General features: G+C 67.3%; 14 protein-coding genes and 3 tRNA genes. 9 read left to right on the forward strand and 8 right to left on the reverse strand.

Going from position 1 to position 16,454, the window contains the following annotated elements; all coding sequences use genetic code 11:
- Positions 1-47: 47 nt before the first annotated feature.
- Genes KUV81_RS16105 through KUV81_RS16115 form a run of 3 tightly spaced genes read left to right on the forward strand, consistent with a single transcriptional unit; the run spans position 48 to position 2,578 of the window.
- Complete coding sequence (locus KUV81_RS16105; protein WP_222545037.1) at positions 48-1,196, forward strand: MFS transporter; 1,149 nt, start codon at positions 48-50, stop codon at positions 1,194-1,196.
- Between the two features lie 36 nt (positions 1,197-1,232).
- Complete coding sequence (locus KUV81_RS16110; RefSeq protein WP_222544919.1) at positions 1,233-1,769, forward strand: SRPBCC family protein; 537 nt, start codon at positions 1,233-1,235, stop codon at positions 1,767-1,769.
- On the forward strand, positions 1,766-2,578 hold the full coding sequence (locus KUV81_RS16115) for a TIGR03899 family protein (protein WP_222544920.1): 813 nt from the start codon (positions 1,766-1,768) through the stop codon (positions 2,576-2,578). The genes KUV81_RS16110 and KUV81_RS16115 overlap by 4 nt, the downstream gene beginning before the upstream one ends.
- Here the strand turns inward: KUV81_RS16115 and cobA are convergent.
- Positions 2,521-3,366 carry a uroporphyrinogen-III C-methyltransferase gene (gene cobA / locus KUV81_RS16120; protein WP_222544921.1) on the reverse strand — a complete coding sequence of 282 codons (846 nt, stop codon included), beginning with the start codon at positions 3,364-3,366 and terminating at the stop codon, positions 2,521-2,523. The genes KUV81_RS16115 and cobA overlap by 58 nt on opposite strands.
- 218 nt (positions 3,367-3,584) lie before the next feature.
- Here cobA and KUV81_RS16125 point away from each other — a divergent pair.
- From KUV81_RS16125 to KUV81_RS16150, 6 genes are all read left to right on the forward strand, one after another.
- A tRNA-Pro gene (locus KUV81_RS16125) sits at positions 3,585-3,661 on the forward strand.
- A gap of 49 nt (positions 3,662-3,710) precedes the next feature.
- Positions 3,711-3,787, forward strand: a tRNA-Pro gene (locus tag KUV81_RS16130).
- A 273-nt stretch (positions 3,788-4,060) separates the two neighbouring features.
- Positions 4,061-4,152: transfer RNA gene (locus KUV81_RS16135), tRNA-Pro, on the forward strand.
- Positions 4,153-4,535: 383 nt separating this feature from the next.
- Positions 4,536-5,801, forward strand: a complete 1,266-nt coding sequence (gene egtB / locus KUV81_RS16140; RefSeq protein WP_222544922.1) for an ergothioneine biosynthesis protein EgtB — start codon at positions 4,536-4,538, stop codon at positions 5,799-5,801.
- Positions 5,782-6,747: an L-histidine N(alpha)-methyltransferase gene (egtD, locus tag KUV81_RS16145; RefSeq protein WP_222544923.1), complete on the forward strand. Its 966-nt coding sequence runs from the start codon at positions 5,782-5,784 to the stop codon at positions 6,745-6,747. The genes egtB and egtD overlap by 20 nt, the downstream gene beginning before the upstream one ends.
- 81 nt (positions 6,748-6,828) lie before the next feature.
- Positions 6,829-7,185, forward strand: coding sequence for a YibL family ribosome-associated protein (locus tag KUV81_RS16150; protein WP_222544924.1), 357 nt, complete (start codon positions 6,829-6,831; stop codon positions 7,183-7,185).
- Between the two features lie 46 nt (positions 7,186-7,231).
- Here KUV81_RS16150 and KUV81_RS16155 read toward each other — a convergent pair whose 3' ends face one another.
- The 7 genes from KUV81_RS16155 to mrcB all read right to left on the reverse strand — a co-directional run bounded on the left by KUV81_RS16155 (position 7,232) and on the right by mrcB (position 16,448).
- Complete coding sequence (locus tag KUV81_RS16155) at positions 7,232-7,513, reverse strand: YihD family protein (protein WP_222544925.1); 282 nt, start codon at positions 7,511-7,513, stop codon at positions 7,232-7,234.
- Positions 7,514-7,592: 79 nt separating this feature from the next.
- Complete coding sequence (locus KUV81_RS16160) at positions 7,593-9,074, reverse strand: VWA domain-containing protein (protein WP_222544926.1); 1,482 nt, start codon at positions 9,072-9,074, stop codon at positions 7,593-7,595.
- A complete protein-coding gene (locus tag KUV81_RS16165; protein ID WP_222544927.1) occupies positions 9,061-10,692 on the reverse strand; it encodes an AAA family ATPase in 1,632 nt (543 codons plus the stop codon). The genes KUV81_RS16160 and KUV81_RS16165 overlap by 14 nt, the downstream gene beginning before the upstream one ends.
- Before the next feature lie 115 nt (positions 10,693-10,807).
- On the reverse strand, positions 10,808-11,791 hold the full coding sequence (locus KUV81_RS16170) for a succinylglutamate desuccinylase/aspartoacylase family protein (RefSeq protein WP_222544928.1): 984 nt from the start codon (positions 11,789-11,791) through the stop codon (positions 10,808-10,810).
- The gene (locus KUV81_RS16175) at positions 11,781-12,389 is read right to left on the reverse strand and encodes a 3'-5' exonuclease (RefSeq protein WP_222544929.1); all 609 of its coding nucleotides are present in this window, start codon (positions 12,387-12,389) and stop codon (positions 11,781-11,783) included. Before KUV81_RS16175 ends, KUV81_RS16170 begins: the two co-directional genes overlap by 11 nt.
- Before the next feature lie 77 nt (positions 12,390-12,466).
- On the reverse strand, positions 12,467-14,005 hold the full coding sequence (gene yfcC, locus KUV81_RS16180) for a putative basic amino acid antiporter YfcC (RefSeq protein WP_222544930.1): 1,539 nt from the start codon (positions 14,003-14,005) through the stop codon (positions 12,467-12,469).
- 100 nt (positions 14,006-14,105) lie between these two features.
- On the reverse strand, positions 14,106-16,448 hold the full coding sequence (gene mrcB / locus KUV81_RS16185; protein ID WP_222544931.1) for a penicillin-binding protein 1B: 2,343 nt from the start codon (positions 16,446-16,448) through the stop codon (positions 14,106-14,108).
- Positions 16,449-16,454: the final 6 nt, after the last annotated feature.

Below are 16,454 nucleotides of genomic sequence, written 5' to 3' on the forward strand. Positions count from 1 at the left end.
CCCTGACCGATCCTAAGGCCCGGCTGCTGCTCGGCCTGACCTTCATCATGTCCATGGTGTTCGCCACCTGGCAGACCCTGCTCAACAACTTCGTGGTGGAGGCCGCCCAGTTCAACGGCGCCCAGATCGGGGTGCTGCAGTCCCTGCGCGAGGTGCCCGGCTTCCTGGCCTTCACCGCGGTGTTCCTGCTGCTGGTGATGCGCGAGCAGGTGCTGGCACTGGTGGCGATGGCGCTGCTGTGCGTCGGCGTGGCCCTGACCGGCTTCTTTCCCAGTGCCCTGGGGCTCTATTGCACCACGGTGCTGATGTCCATCGGCTTCCACTACTACGAGACCGTGAACCAGTCGCTCACCCTGCAGTGGCTGCCCAAGGACCAGAGCGCCGAGTTCATGGGCCGGGCGCTGTCGGTCAAGGCCGCCGGCGCCCTGCTGGCCTACGGCGCCATCGCGTTGCTGATGACCGGCCTGGGCTGGGACTACCGCTGGATGTACCTGGTGGCCGGCGGCAGTGGCCTGGTGATGCTGCTGGCCCTGGCGGTGAAGTTTCCCCTGTTCCCCAACCAGACCCCCCAGCGCAAGACCCTGCTGCTGCGCAAACGCTACTGGCTCTACTACGGCCTCACCTTCCTCTCCGGCGCCCGACGGCAGATCTTCATGGTGTTCGCCGGCTTTATGATGGTGGAGAAGTTCGGCTTCAGCGTCGGCGCCATCACCAGCCTGTTCCTGGTGAACTACCTGTTCAACCTGCTGTTTGCCCCCAGCATCGGCCGCTTTATCCAGCGCGTGGGCGAGCGCCGGGCGCTGACGGTGGAGTACCTGGGGCTGGCGCTGGTGTTCACCAGCTACGCCCTGGTGGAGCAGGCCCACTTCGCCGCCGCCCTCTACGTCATCGACCACCTGCTCTTTGCCCTGGCCATCGCCATCAAGAGCTACCTGCAGAAGATCGCCGACCCCGAGGATCTGGCCGCCACCGCCTCGGTCAGCTTCACCATCAACCACATCGCCGCGGTGGTGATCCCCACGCTGCTGGGGGTGCTCTGGCTCACCGCCCCCAGCGCCGTGTTCCTGATCGGCACCGGCTTCGCCCTGGCGTCACTGGTGCTGTGCCGCAACATCCCCGACCGGCCGACGGCGGACCAGGCGGTGCGCTGGGCCCCGGCGGCCCTGACCGGCCCCGGGGTGTCGGAACGCCCCTAGGCTAAGCTTGGGCTACGCCAGTGGGAGGGCACACAGATGAAGACGTTGCTCAGGGTGATGGGATTGGTGACGGCGGTGGTGGTGATCGTGGGCCTGGTACTGCCACCGGAGTTTTCGGTGCGTCGCGAGGTACTGATCGACGCCGAACCGGAGCGGATCCACCCCTACCTGTCGGATCTTGGCCTCTGGCCGTTGTGGAACCCCTTCCAGAAATCCGACGTGGCGGTGACCCTGGGCCAGCCCAGCGCCGGGTTGGGCGCCAGTCAGCAGTGGCAGGACCCCAGTGGCGGCGGCCGACTGACCCTGACCCAGAGTGATCCCGGAGCCGGCATTGCGTACGATCTCTATTTCGGCACCAGCCCCGAGCGCTACCAGGCGGACTTCAGTTACCATCCCCGCGGTCGCCTGACCAAGGTAGTGTGGACCATGAACGGCACCATGAGCATGCCGATCCTCGGGCCATACCTGGCCCTGGCCGCGGATGTTATGATCGGCGAGTCCTTCCAGCTGGGGCTGGAGCAACTTAAACGCGTGGTTGAACAACAATATATCGAGGAGAATGGCCGGCCATGACCGAGGCCCTCAGCGCCCTGAAGCACCGCAGCACCCGCCACCATGCCGTGGCCCTGACCCGTTTGATCGGCCTCAATACCGAGGAGCAGGGGCACCAGGCCAGCCTGTTACAGCGCGCCGAGTCGCGCATCAAGCGTCAGCAGGAGCAGCACCAGCTCAACGTCGAGGCGGTGCTCAATCACGCGGTGAGCCAAAGTGACAACGACGTGGCCGGCCACGATCCGGATCCGGACTGGCTGCACCAGTTTCTCTCTTTGGCCGAGCGGGTACACAGCCCCCGGATGCAGGAGCTGTGGGGGCGGATCCTCGCCGCCGAACTGTCCCAGCCCGGCTCCTTCAGTCTGCGGGCCCTGGACACCCTCAAGCAGATGACCCAGAAGGACGCGCTGCTGCTGGGTCGGGCCGTGGCCCTCTCCACCACCATCAACAGCGAGCCCAATCGCAAGATCCTGCTGGGCTATCGCCGCGGTGCGGCCTACGGGGGGTTGTTGGCGGCCAGTCAGCCCAGCCTGTCGCTGTCCCGGTTCGGCCTGCCCTACAGCGCCATCCTGACCCTGCGGGAGCAGGGGATCCTGTTTGCCGCCGAACTGGAAACCGGGCTGCTCAGCGCCGGCGAGCCCCTGCGGATGCGTTTCCAGGGCCCCACCCTGCTGCTGCGTCCCCGCCACAGCCGATTGCGCCTGCGCTACTACCGCTTCACCCCGCTGGGGTTGGAGCTGGCCCGGCTGGTGCAGGACCAGACCGACCAGGATTACATCGCCGCGCTGTCCAAGTTGATGTTGAGGGACTTCGACGCCGCCGGCGCCTGAAACGCCTCGGGCTCGAACCAGTCCAGCTCCTCGGCCAGGGCGGTCACCTCCCCCACCAGGATCGCCGCCGGGGTGGGCAGGTTGGGGGTGTCGGCCAGCGCCGTCAGCGTTCCCAAGGTGCCATTGACCCGCTGTTGCCCCGGCTGGCTCGCCTGGCCGACGATGGCCACCGGCGTGTCCGCCGCCAGTCCCGCCGCCAGCAGCCCCTGCTGAATGATCCCCGCCCGCTTGAGACCCATGTAGATCACCAGGGTGTGACCGGGGATGGCGTAGGGGGACCAGTCGGCGATGGGCTCGCCATCCTTGCCATGGCCGGTGACAAAGGTGACCCCCTGGGCCACTCCCCGCTGGGTCAGGGGCATCGCCCCGTAGGACGCGCAGGCGCTGGCCGCCGTCACCCCGGGCACCACCCGGTAGGGGATCCCCGCCTGACGCAGGGCCCGCATCTCCTCGCCACCCCGGCCGAACATCAGGGGATCCCCGCCTTTCAGGCGCACCACCTCGGCCCCGGCGGCGGCCTTGGCCAGCATCACCCGCTCGATCTCCGCCTGGGGCAGGCTGTGCTGACCGCAACGCTTGCCCACGGCGATCCGTTCCACCGTGGCGGGGATGAGATCCAGGATCGGCTGGGAGACCAGGGCGTCGTAGAGCACCACCTGGGCCGATTGCAGCGCCTGGTAGGCGTGCAGGGTCAACAGGCCCGGATCCCCGGGGCCCGCGCCCACCAGGGTGACACGGCCGGAACGGGTCGGCGAGCTGCGGTGCTGATCCAGGGTGTGAAGGGTCACGTTTGAACTCCGGTAACGGGGAATGCCCTAAGCCTACCCGCCAACCATATTCTCTAACAAAGAGGCGATTCTTACCCTTAATAACCAAAGGGAATATAGGAGGGGACACGGCCAGGCCATCGGGCAGAAAAACGGCAAACGACGCAATTGAACGACGGAGTGCTTGCGCGGTGGGGGAAAATCGCTAGAATACGTCGCCGTTGCAATGCAACAATCCTCGGTGTGTAGCGCAGCCTGGTAGCGCACTTCGTTCGGGACGAAGGGGTCGGAGGTTCGAATCCTCTCACACCGACCAGATTTCAAGTAAAGCCTCGCTGATGCGGGGTTTTATTTTCTCGCTTTTTCGGTGTGTAGCGCAGCCTGGTAGCGCACTTCGTTCGGGACGAAGGGGTCGGAGGTTCGAATCCTCTCACACCGACCAGACATCAAAGCCTCGGCAAACGCCGGGGCTTTTTTGTATCCCCTGACCAGGAACGAGTGTCATGCTCACCCCAGCATTGCACCCGGGTTCGGGACTTGGTGTCGGAGGCGGAGGGCCGCCCCATTCGAATCCTCTCACACCGACCAAATTTTCTGGTCTCGGCAGGTTCGGGACTTGGTGTCAGAGTCGGAGGCCCGACGCGTCCGAATCTCTCACACCGACCAGATTTCAAGTAAAGCCTCGCTGATGCGGGGTTTTATTTTCTCGCTTTATCGGTGTGTAGCGCAGCCTGGTAGCGCACTTCGTTCGGGACGAAGGGGTCGGAGGCGGAGGGCCGCCCCATTCGAATCCTCTCACACCGACCAGACATCAAAGCCTCGGCAAACGCCGGGGCTTTTTTGTATCCCCTGGCCGGGAACGAGTGCCACGCTCGGCTCCGAACCAAACCCCGGTTCGGGACTTGGTGTCGGAGGCGGAGGTCCGCCGGGCCTCGCAGGCCCCATTCGAATCCTCTCACACTGACCAAATACTCTAGTCTCGGCATGGTTCGGGACTTGGTGTCAGAGACGGAGGCCCGCCGCGTTCGAATCCTCTCACACCGACCAGACATCAAAGCCTCGGCAAACGCCGGGGCTTTTTTGTGCCTGCGCCTGGCCTCGGCCCACCGCGGCCGGCTGGAAGAGTCCGAGATCGGCGACTATGGTTTGCCCCTACCTGTGCCCAACCAGCCCCTAAGCCGATGAACCCCATGACCGCCCCCAGCGCGGGCGATCGCCTCTGCTTCTCCCAGGTGCGTCAGCGCACCCTGGCCCTCACCGCCCAGTGGTCCATCGAAGAGATGGCCGCCCAGTCGATGCCCGACGCCAGCCCTACCAAATGGCACCTGGCGCACACCAGCTGGTTTTTCGAACAGTTCATCCTGCTCCCCCTGCTGCCGGGCTACCGCCCGTTTCATCCCCGGTTCAACGCGCTGTTCAACTCCTACTACCAGGGCCACGGCCAGCCCTACCCGCGCAGCCAGCGCGGCTTGCTGGCCCGTCCCAGCCTGGAGGAGGTGCTGGCCTACCGGGCCCACGTGGACGAGGCGATGACCACCCCCGAGGAGCACTTTCGCGAGACCATCGCCCCCTGGGTCACCCTGGGGCTCCACCACGAGATGCAGCACCAGGAGCTGATGCTCACCGACCGGCTGCACCTGCTGTGGCACAACCCCCTGCACCGGGTTCCCACCGGCGGCCCTCGCTCGCTTCGTCCCGCCTTAGAAGCTCGAGAAGCCCAATCCTTTGTCGGCGGCCGGGTCGAGATCGGCAGCGACGCGGCCAACGGGTTCAGCTTCGACTGCGAGCGGCCCCGCCACCCCCATCATCTGGCCCCCTATGCCCTGGACAGCCGGCCGGTCAGCAACGGCCAGTGGCTGGCTTTTATGGCCGATGGCGGCTACCGCAATCCCGACTGCTGGCTCTCCGACGGCTGGCAGTGCTGCCAGAACGAGCAGTGGCAGGCTCCCCTCTACTGGCAGCAGGACAGCCAGGGAGCCTGGCACCAGCTTGGGCTGGCCGGCTTCGCCCCCCTGGACCCGGACGCCCCGGTCTGCCACATCAGTTACTTCGAAGCGGACGCCTACGCCCGTTGGGCCGGTGCCCGCCTGCCCACAGAGCAGGAGTGGGAACACGCGGCGGCGCCCCACCCGGTGGCGGGTCATTTTGCCGAGTCCGGGATGTGGCGCCCCAGGGCCGCCAACGGCGAGGGCATGGTGCAGCTGTACGGCGATGTCTGGGAGTGGACCCAGAGCCCCTATGTCCCCTACCCGGGCTTTCGCCCCACCCCGGGGATCGCCGGGGAGTACAACGGCAAGTTCATGTGCGGCCAGTTCGTGCTGCGCGGTGGCAGCTGCGCCACGCCAGTCGCCCAGATGCGTCCGGGGTACCGCAACTTCTTCTACCCCCACCAGCGCTGGCAATTCAGCGGACTCCGACTGGCCCAGGATCTCAATCATGCCCGCCTCCAACCCTAGTCCCCGCCCCGCCCCCCAACTGGATCCGGAGCGCCAGGCGCTCTACGAGGGGTTGCTGCGGCCTCAGAAGCAGGTCGACGCCAAGTACTTCTACGACGCCGCCGGGGCCGCGCTGTTCGAGCGGATCTGCGCCCTGGACGAGTACTACCCCTACCGCACCGAGCTGGCGATGCTGCCGGCCATCGCCCGGGCCCTCAGTGAGGCGCTGCCCGGGCCCATGGAGGTGGTGGAGTTTGGCGCCGGGGCCCTGGTCAAGGCCGCCCTGCTGCTCGAGGCGATGCCGCAGATCCGCCGCTTCTACCCCATCGACATCGCCGGCGAGCCCCTGCGGGCCGCCGCCGGCGCCCTGCAGGCCCGCTACCCCCGGGTGCAGGTCCAGCCCATCGAAGCGGACTTCACCCAGGACGTGGTGCTGCCGGAGAGCCAGGGGCGACGGATGGTGTTCTTCCCCGGCTCCACCATCGGCAACTTCGCCCCCCGGGCCGCGGTGGCCCTGCTACAGCGCTGGCGCCGAGCCCTGGGGCCGCACAGCTATCTGCTGATCGGGGTGGACACCAAAAAGTGCCCGCACCTGCTGCACCGGGCCTACAACGACGCCGCCGGGGTCACCGCCCGGTTCAACCGCAATATGGTGGTGCACCTGAACCGCCGATTCGGACTGGGGGCCGAGCCCGACGCCTTCGACCACTACGCCTTCTACCACCCCGGGCGGGGACGCATCGAGATGCACCTGGTCAGCCGGCGGCCCCAGCAGCTGCAGTTGGGCCCGCACCGCATCGCCCTGGCCGAAGGGGAGAGCCTGCACACGGAGAACTCCTACAAGTACACCCCAGAGGAGTTTCACCGCCTGGCCGCCCAGGCCGGCTGGCACCACCAGCGTCACTGGCTGGCCCCCCAGAGGCGCTTCGCCGTTACCCTGCTGCGGGGCACGGCGACCACGGGCTGAGCCGGGGCGGGCGAAACCGGGTATACTTGCCGGCACACTCTCCCAATCCCCCCTCGGCCGCGGCCGACATTGAGACGCACCATGAACTTGAAGCAGGAGCTGCACCAGCTCAACAACAAACTCAACGGCGCCAAGCGCAAGCTGGACGCCGCCCACCAACGGGGCGATCAGCCCATCATCGACCAGTTCGACGCGGAGATCGCTGCGCTGACCAAGCGCATCGACAGCGTCAAGGCGACGTTGAACCGCAACCTGAGCCAGCAGGGGGCCAAGGTGCACGCCCTGCCCTTCCACCGACCCCTGACCAAGGCGGAGCAGGCGGATCTGGGCAAGCTGAAGAAGTCGGTGCGCGGTCTGGTGGTCGTCCACCCCATGACGGCCCTGGGGCGGGAGATGGGGCTGGAGCAGGTGACCGGCTTCGCCCCCAAGAAGTTCTGAGCCCAGAACGACACCACCCCGCCGAGGCGGGGTGGTATCAATCACATCAGCGTTCGTTCTCGTCGAACCCTCGGGCCTTCAAAATGGCCCCCTTCCAGTCGAAGTCCTCGACGTAATCCTTGGCGATGCCGGGGATCATCTTGCCCTCCCCCGTCTCCTGCATCTTCAGGTGGTAGATCAGCACATCGTCAGTCAGCTCGGACAGCGGGCCCTCGAAGCCGGCGTCCTCGGCCAGCTTGACCAGCATCTGGGCCAGGTTCAGATCCTGGTGTTTCTGCCAGACCGGTTCCAGCAGCTCCAGCAGTTCATCGATACGGTGGCAAGACATGGGCACTCCTCTACTACTCGGCCGCAAAAGGGGGAATGGGGCCCATTATGCCCCAGTGGCGTGACCGAGCTCTAGGGCCTCAGGCGCTTTCGCTGCGCACCCGGCCCAGCAGGGTGGTCTCCAGCGGCCAGCGATGATCCAACTGATCCAGCAGCGCCGGGTTGCCCTCCCGGGAGAGCGACACACCGTGGAAACGGTTGCCCCGCCGCCGCGCCCCCTCCAGCTTGGCCAGGGCCTCTCCCTGCAGCCGGGGGGCGATAAAGTCGGAGACCACCACCACGTCGGCGTTGGCGAACGCCTCCTCCGCCAGCCCGTCGCAGGCGGCCTCGATGCAGCGGTTGATGTCGGTGCCGCCGTGGAAGCGGTAGCCGAGAAAATCCCGGGCCTGGCTCAGCCCCTGGCCCCCCAAGAGATCGAACGCGGTGACACCGGTGGAGAAGATCATCACCCGGCAGTCGCGGTTCTCCCGCACCGCCACCCGCATCAGCGCCAGGGCCAGGGCCTTGGCGCAGCGCTCCGGGTGACCGGCCATGGAGGCGGAGGTGTCGATGCAGAGGATAAAGGGCCCGCCGTTGTCCTCCAGATCCGCCCGACGATGGCGAAACACCGGCTTGACCTTGCCCGCCCGGGGGCTCTTGCCCTGCATCTGGTAGATCAGCAGCTGGGCGTCGATCAGCTGCTTGAAGAACAACAGTTCCAGCTCCTCACTGGAGAGCAGCGAGGTGGCCACCGCCAGCAGCCGGCCCAGATCTTTGCCCTGCTGCACCCCCACCACCTCCTCCGGCAGGGGGCTGGGACGCTCCTCGATGGCCACCGCCTTCTCCTTGACCCGGCGGCGCGGGCCGCGGCTGGAGGCCTTGGCCATGCGGCCAATCTGCTCCGCCAAAGAGCGGATCGCCCCCTGCTTCTCCAGCCACTGGGCCAGCTGCAGCAGGCCGCTCATCTGCTTCTTGGACAGGGGCACGTCCGCCATGTCCCACAGCCGCCCCACCTCCCCCAGATCCTCGGCGGGGATCAAGCGGTGCAGGGATTCGGCGCCATCCAGGCGGCGAAAGAGTTCGCTCAGCAGCTCCGCCCGCTGCTCATCCAGCAGCGCCAGCTGCGCCGCCAGGTGACGCTGCTCAACGCTCTGCTGCCACTGCTCCAGCAGGGTGGCCAGGGCGCCGTCGTGCTGCCCCACCGGCAAACTGTCCAGACGCTCGGCAAACTGCTTGAGCTCCCCTTCCATGGGGGAGTGGCCCTTGAGCTGCAGCCGGATGGCGTCCAGGTCCGCCAGCAGCTCAGCCGGGGTCATCTCCCGACACTGCTCCAAAAGGCTTATCTCCCGCCGGGCGGCGGCAGAGAGCGGTTGATTCTGCAACACCGCGTGGAGCCGCTCGCCCCAGCCGGCCACCTCCCGCTCCAGGGCGTGGTTGAGCCCCTCGTGGTGCAGTCGCCGCTCCTGGCGGATCCGCCCCACCAGCGCCGATTGCTGGCGGGCCAGCACCCGGCCAAGCAGGTGTTTCAGCGCCTGCTGCTGGTCCGGATCCTGGCGGGCGCGTTCGTTGTCAGGCGGGCTCATAGGCGGCCTGGATCCGCTGGCCCAGCTCCCCGGCATTGTCGATGGCCTGCTCCAGGCTGGCCAGCGCCTGCGCCAGGGCATCCAGGCTCTCGGTGACCATGTCGGTCAGGTCGGTGTCGATGAAGTTGTGGGGCATGGTGGTGTTGAAAGCGTCGCGGCGGTTGCGCACCCCCTGGGCCAGCTGTTGGGTTTCGCTGACGATCTTGTCCAGGCTCTCCTGCCAGCCCTTGCGGGTCTGGCCACTGACCGGCCAGGGGCCCAGCACGCACAGGGGCACCTCGGCGCCCGCCACATCCTTGATGATCAGCCGCTGGTCGCCATCCAGGGTGAGCTGGACGTGGTAGGACTGGCGCTCGTGGTCGTTCAGGAACACCGCCACCGTGCCCTCGCCGTGGGCCACCCGCTTCTGCAGTTCGTTGGCCGCCACCCGGATCCGCACCAAAGGCTCCTCCACCTCCTGGCTGACGGCGCCACAGGGCACCAGGGGCAGCAGGGTCACCATCTCCCCCACCCCGGCCCGCGCCTCGGTGCGCGCCTCCTCCAGGTTGAGCTCCACCTTCTCCCCCCGCAGGCCGCTGGTGCGCTTGACCGCCGGGGCCAGCCCCTCGGCCCGGGCCCGCTCCAGCCGGGCCAGCTCCCCCTGTAGGAAGAGGATCTGGCGCTGGGTGTCCCCCTGCTCGAACGCCACTTCCCGGGCGTACTGGCTCATCACCCCCTGGATCCGCTCCCGGGTGGCCATGTCCCGCCACAGGCAGTTGCGCAGGATCAGCAGATCCGTGGGGGAGACGGTGAGCCGGCCGTTGAAGTAGGCGCTGGCCTTGAGCAGGGCCACGGATTTCTTCCAGCGGCGATCGGAGATGTAGAGATCCAGCTCCGGGTTGGCCTCCTGACGCTCCTCCACCAGCAGCTTGAGCTGGTAGATCTTCTCGAACACCGAGTCCGGCAGGGTGACGGTTTTCACCCCCTCCTGCCAGGCCTCGTACTCCTGCTCGGTGATCTTCAGCGCCTCCGGCACCGGATCGGCGTAAACGTCGGAGGTGTCGTTGACCATCACCCTGAAGTGGTGCTTCTTCTCCACTTTGTCGGCGTAGACCCGCAGCAGCATACGATCGTAGAGGGGCTCCAGGCTGGAGTCGCCGTCCGGCAGTTCGTTGGAGGCGGTGATCAGCAGGCGCATCGGCACCTTGATGGTCTGGTTGCCGTTGCGGTAGACCTTCTCATTAACCACGGTCAGCAGGGTGTTGAGGATCGCCGGGCCCGCCTTCCAGATCTCGTCCAGGAACACCACGGTGGACTCCGGCAGGTAGCCGTCGGTGAGGCGGACGTAACGCCCCTCCTCCTTAAGGGCCTGGATAGACAGGGGGCCGAACAGCTCCTCCGGGGTGGAGAAGCGGTTCATCAGGTATTCGAAGGCGGTGCCTTCGCGAAAGGCGTGCATGATGCGACGGGCCACCAGGCTCTTGCCGATCCCCGGCGGGCCCAGCAGGAAGACGCTTTCGCCGGTCAGGGCGGCCAGCAGGCAGAGTTTGAAGGCGCGGTCCCGCTCGTACACGCCGGTGGAGAGCGCCTGGACCAGGCGGGTGATGCGGGTGGCGAGTCGCTGCGCGTCGTCGGACATCCTTGGAAACCTTATCGAAACCTCGTTGCAATGCACCTTACACCCCGATTACAGGGTGGGCAACGGGTGGGCCTCACAAAGCAAAAAGCGCGCCCCCGGGCGCGCGCTTTTTCGCCTATCGGCGGTAGAGCAGTCGGACCAGCAAACTGCCGGGTTCCCGCAGCGGATCGTCGTTGAGGCTCAGCACCCGGCCGGCCACCGGGGCGTGGTAGCGCTGACGCTCAGCACCGAAGGGATCGTACTGCACCGCCACCAGGTCGCCCTCGGCCACGGCCTCCCCCAGACGCACCTGGGGGATCGCCAGGCCGCCGTACTGGGCCCGCACCGTGGCGGTGGCGTTGCCCTCGAAAGGCACCGGCAGCGCCACCTCGGGCACCGCCGGCCCCACCTTCAGCTGAGCCAGCACCCGGTGGATCCCGCTCACCGCCCGCTGGATGAGCTCCGGGGCCATGGCACTGCCGCTGCCGACCTCCAGGGTGACGCAGGGCACCCCCAGCTGGTTCCACACCGTCTCCAGCACCCCGGGATCCCCGGGATCGTCCTGGATGCAGTCCGCCCCCAGCCAGCGGGCCATGGCCAGGGCGGTGGGGTTGCGAAAATCGGCGAACACGAACAGCGGGTAGCTGGCCCCCCGGGTTTGGGTGTGCAGATCCAGGGCGTAGTCGGCGTTGCCCGCCAGCAATCCGTTCCAGATCCGGTGCAGGTAGCGCTGGGCGCTGTCGCCGTCCGCCTTGCCGGGGAACAGCCGGTTCAAATTGGCGGTGGAGCAGTCCGGATCCGAGGGCACGAAATCCCGGTGGCGCTCCAGCATCCCCGGCAGGTTCACTCCCGGCAGCAGCACCAGGGTGCCGCTGAGCGCCTCGGCGTCCAGTTCCCGCCCCAGCTGCTGGGCCGCCAGCACGCCGTTGAGCTCATCGCCGTGGGTGCCGGCGGTGATCACCACCCGGGGCCCCGGCCGGGCGCCTTTGAACACCAGCACCGGGATCTGCCAGTCCTGGCCGGTGGCCATCTGCAGGGCGCCGAAGCGAAAGGCGTGGCGGCCGCTGGCCAGGGTGGTCAGATCGAGCCGGTCGATAAGCGGGGCGGTGTTAAAGGCCATGGGGCGCCTCAAGGTCGGGGTTCGGGGTCAGGGCCGGATAGAGGTGGCCGGCGCGGATCATCGCCAGCACCAGTCGGGCCAGGGTCAGGGCGTCCGCCTCGGCGTTGTGCTGGGGCCGGGCCGGTTCCACCGCGTAGCGCTCGGTCACGTCACCCAGGGAGACCCGGGCCCGGCGGTGGTCACAGAAGCTGAAACGGTAGTAGTCCGCCAGGTTCAGTAAGCCATTGTGAAAAGGGTAGTCCACCCCCTTGGCGGCGAAATCCGGCGCCATCCAGGCCCGCTCATCCCCCCAACTGACCAGGGCGTTCCAGGGCTGGGCCACCCCCCACTTCTCGGCCAGCAGGCCGGCCACCTGGTCCAGGGGCAGGCCGCTCTTGTCCAGCCGCGACTGGCTGATCCCGGTCAGCTCATAGCAGAACTTGCTGATGGGGTGGCGGGTGTTGGTGACGAAGTAGCTGCCGGTGCGGCTGACCTCGAAGCGGTCCAGATCGATCTCCGCCAGGCCAAACTGGATGATCTCCCGGGTCTGGCGCTTCTGGTAGGCCGGGTCGTCCCAGCAGGTCAGTTCGGTGTCGATGCAGAGGATGCGTTTGCCCATGTCGGCCTCGTATCAAAGCAAAGCGGCCCCCTGCGGGGCCGCCTCATTAGCATAGTGGGCGAACGGCGCCGGGCCGCTCAGCTGTAGCCCATCAGCTGGGCGCCGATCACCGCCACGCTGGCGAGGGCAAACAGCAGCACCACGAAGCGCCAGACGAAACGGGCCCAGTCGCCCCAGTCCACCCGGCACACCCCCAGGGTCGCCATCAGCGAGGCGGAGGTGGGGACGATGACGTTGGTGAAGCCATCACCCAGCTGGAAGGCCAGCACCGCCACCTGACGGGACACGCCCACCAGATCCGCCAGCGGCGCCATCAGCGGCATGGTCAGGGCCGCCTGGCCGGAGCCGGAGGTGACGAAGAAGTTGAACACCGACTGGAAGGCCAGCATAAACCAGGCGGAGAGCACCTCGGGCATGCCACCGATGGCCCCCGCGGCGCTGTTGAGGATGGAGTTGAGCACCGTGGCTTCGCTGGCGTCGCCGCCACCGAGCAGCAGCAGGATCCCCTTGGCACAGCCCACCAGCAGCGCCGCCGGCAGCATGATGCCGGCGCCGTCCTTGAAGGCGTCCGCCACGTCGTTCATGGTCATGTCGTTGAGGCGGAAGGCGACGCCGATGATCCCCGCCACCAGGCCCATGGTGAAGAACTGGGAGGCGATCTCCGGGATGTACCAGGCGTTGGCCACCACGCCCCAGATCACCCACACCAGGGTGGCCAGCACGGTGAGCATCACCAGGGTGTCTCCCAGGTTCCAGCGGCTGGTGGCCACGTCCCCCAGGGGCTGATCCCGGAAATGCTTATCGGAGTGGAAGCTGTAGGAGCGGCTGGGCTCGGCTTTGACGCCACGGGCGTACCACATGGTGAAGGCGATCCCCACCAGGGTGAAGCCCACCCAGAGGCCGATCCGCAGGCCGGCACCGGAGAGTACCGGGATCCCCGCCACCCCCTGGGCCACGGCCACGGAGAAGGGGTTCATCCAGGAGGCGGCGAAGCCCACCTGGGTGGCCACGTAGGTGACCATCACCGTGGTGATGCCGTCGTAGCCCAGCCGGATCATCAGCGGGGCGATGATGATGGCGAAGGCCACCGCCTCCTCCCCCATGCCGAACACGGCGCCGCCGAGTGAGAACAGGCTGAACATCACCGGGATGAACAGCGCCTCGTTACCCCGGGTCTTGTCGATCAGTCGCAGGATCCCGTTGTCGATGGTGCCGGTGCGCATCACCACGCCGAAGGCGCCGCCGATCACCAGCATGAACATGATGACGCCGATGGCGCTGCCCCACTTGGAGCCGGACACCAGGCCCTCGAAGGGGAAGTTGAGCAGGCCAACACCGCCGCCCCCTTCGAACAGGCTCACCCGGTTGTACTGCACCTCGCCCTGGTCGTTCACCGCGTACTGGAAGGAGTCCGGATCGATGACGGTGCGGCTCTTCTCGGCGCCGTCCACCAGGTAGTGGATCTCCTCGGTCTGGAAGCTGCCGGCGGGCACCAGGTAGGTGAGGCCGGCGGCCAGCAGGCCCACCAGGAAGATGAGGATCAGGGTGTCGGGCATCTGCCAGCGGGACGGGGCCGCGCTGCCCTGGGCGGTCTGGGTTTGGGAGGCGTCATTCATACTGCGTTACCTGAGGCCGGGTTGTCATCAAGGGCTGCATAATATTTCAAATCCAGTGAATAGCAATGCTCTTTTGCGCAAAAAAGCGAGATCCGTTCGCTTACAGGCCCAACAGGCGCTCCAGCCAGTTTCGACTGCGCTCGCCCCCCTGGCAGCCGTCCGGGCTGGGCCAGCTGGCCCGGTCCGCCGGCAGCGCCGCGGCCCCCAGGCAATCGGAGGCCACCGCCACCCCTGAGGCCACCTCGAAGTGGCCGTTGACGATCCCCGCCGGGCGGGTCAGCACCAGGGAGAGCGGCTCCCGGGCTTCCAGGTAGCGCTGGTAGAGCGGCAGGGCGGCGGAGCTGCCGTACAGGCCGGCGTCGGAGTTGTCGTCCCGGCCCACCCAGCTGACCACCACGTCGCGGTCGTCAAAGCCGGCGTACCAGGCGTCCCGACCGGCGGTGGTGGTGCCGGTCTTGCCCGCCAGCACGGTGCCGGGGAACTGCTGGCCCAAACGGCGGGCGGTGCCCTTGGTCACCACCTGGGTCATGGCGTAGTTGGTCAGCCAGGTGGCGTTGGCCCCCAGCACCTGCTCGGACTGCGGCTTCTGCTCCACCAGGCGCTCGCCCTCCTTGTTGAGCACGTGACCGATGGCGTAGAGCGGGCGGTAGCGGCCGCCGTCCGCCAGGGTCTGGTAGAGCTGGGCCACCTGCAGCGGACTGGCCTCCAGCGCGCCCAGCAGCAGCGCCGGGTTGGCGGCGATGCGATCCGGCCAGCCGGCCTTGCGCAGGGTGGCGATCACCGGATCCAGGCCGATGGCCATCCCCAGGTTCACCGTGGGCACGTTGTAGGAGTACACCAGGCTGTCCAGCAGCGACACCTGGCCGCGGAACGCCTTGTCCACGTTCTGCGGTGACCACACCTGGCCGCCGCTGGATTTCAGGCTGATGGGTTCATCCTCCAGGGGCGTGGCCAGGCTGAACTGCGCCGGCGCCTCCAGGGCGGTCTCAAACACGAAGGGCTTGAGCAGCGAGCCCACCGGCCGGCGGGCGTCCAGGGCGCGGTTGAAGCCGAGGAAGCCGGGGTCCTTGTCCCCCACCACCGCCAGCACACCGCCCTCGTAGCGGTCCAGCACCACCATGGCGGCCTGCAACTGTTCGTCGTCGCGGTCGCGGATCATCGCCTTCATCCCCTCGGCCACCGCCTTCTCGGCGGCCTGCTGGGCCAGGGGATCCAGGGTGGTGTAGACCTTGAGGCCGGACTGGTTGAGCACGTTGTCGCCGAAGCGCTGGGCCAGCTCCCGCTGCATCAGGGTGCGGAAGGCGGGCAGCTTGTGGCGCTGGCGCCAGTTGGGGTCCCGCAGGGCCAGGTCCATCTGGGTGTAGGTGCTGTACTCCCGGGGGGTGATCAGCCCCTCCTCGATCATCAGCTTGAGCACCAGGTCCCGCCGCTGCAGCGCCCGCTCCGGGTAGCGCCAGGGGTTGTAGTAGCTGGGGCCCTTGATCATCGCCACCAGCAGGGCCTGCTGGGCCAGGTTGAGCTCATCCAGGGGGGTGCCGAAGTAGTGCCAGGCCGCCAGCCCCACGCCGTGCACGGCGATCTTGCCGTCCTGGCCCATGTAGACCTCGTTGAGGTAGGCCTCGAGGATCTCATCCTTGCTGTAGCGGAAGTCGATGATCAGCGCCATCAGGGCTTCGTTGATCTTGCGCACCAGGGTGCGGTCCCGGGTGAGGAAGAAGTTCTTGGCCAGCTGCTGGGTCAGGGTGCTGCCCCCCTGCACGGTGCGCCCCGCCTTCAGGTTGACCAGCGCCGCCCGGGCGATGCCGCTGAAGGACAGACCGTGGTGCTGGTAGAACTGGTTGTCCTCGGTGCGCAGCAGCGCCGACACCAGGGACTCGGGGATCCCCTCCCGGGGCACAAAGAGGCGATCCTCGGTGCTGCCGGTGAGGATGCGATCCAGCAGCAAAGGTTCGAGCTGCATAAAGCCCAGATCCCGGCCGTCGCTGGAGCGCTCCAGGCGGGTCACCCGGTTGTCGTTGAAGTGCACCATCACCCGGATGGGCTGCTCCTGGCCATTGGGGCCGTCGAAGGCGCGGCGGAAGATCTCGATGCGCCCCACCGCCACGGCAAACTCGCCCTCGTTGGCGGCCTTGCCGGTGTTGCGGTAGCCCAGCAGGGCCAGCTCGTCTTTGAGCTGCTTATGGGTCACCGGTGCCCCCGGATAGAGGGTCATGGGGCGGGCGAACACCTGGGCCGGCAGGTACCAGCGCTGGCCCTCGAATTTAAGGGCGATCTGGGTGTCCAGGTAGATCCCATAGAGGGCCACCACCGCCAGCCCCACCAGGGCGATTTTGGCGCCAAACAGCGCGATGCGCTTCAGTCGGCTGGGGGCCGCTTTGGCGGCCTTGCGCTTGGGCCCTTTCTTGGCGGGCTTGGCGCGGGTGGAAGTCGGTTTCTTTGCCATGGGTCG

It is taken from the genome of Ferrimonas balearica, from assembly GCF_019802085.1.
GTDB lineage: Bacteria > Pseudomonadota > Gammaproteobacteria > Enterobacterales > Shewanellaceae > Ferrimonas > Ferrimonas balearica_B.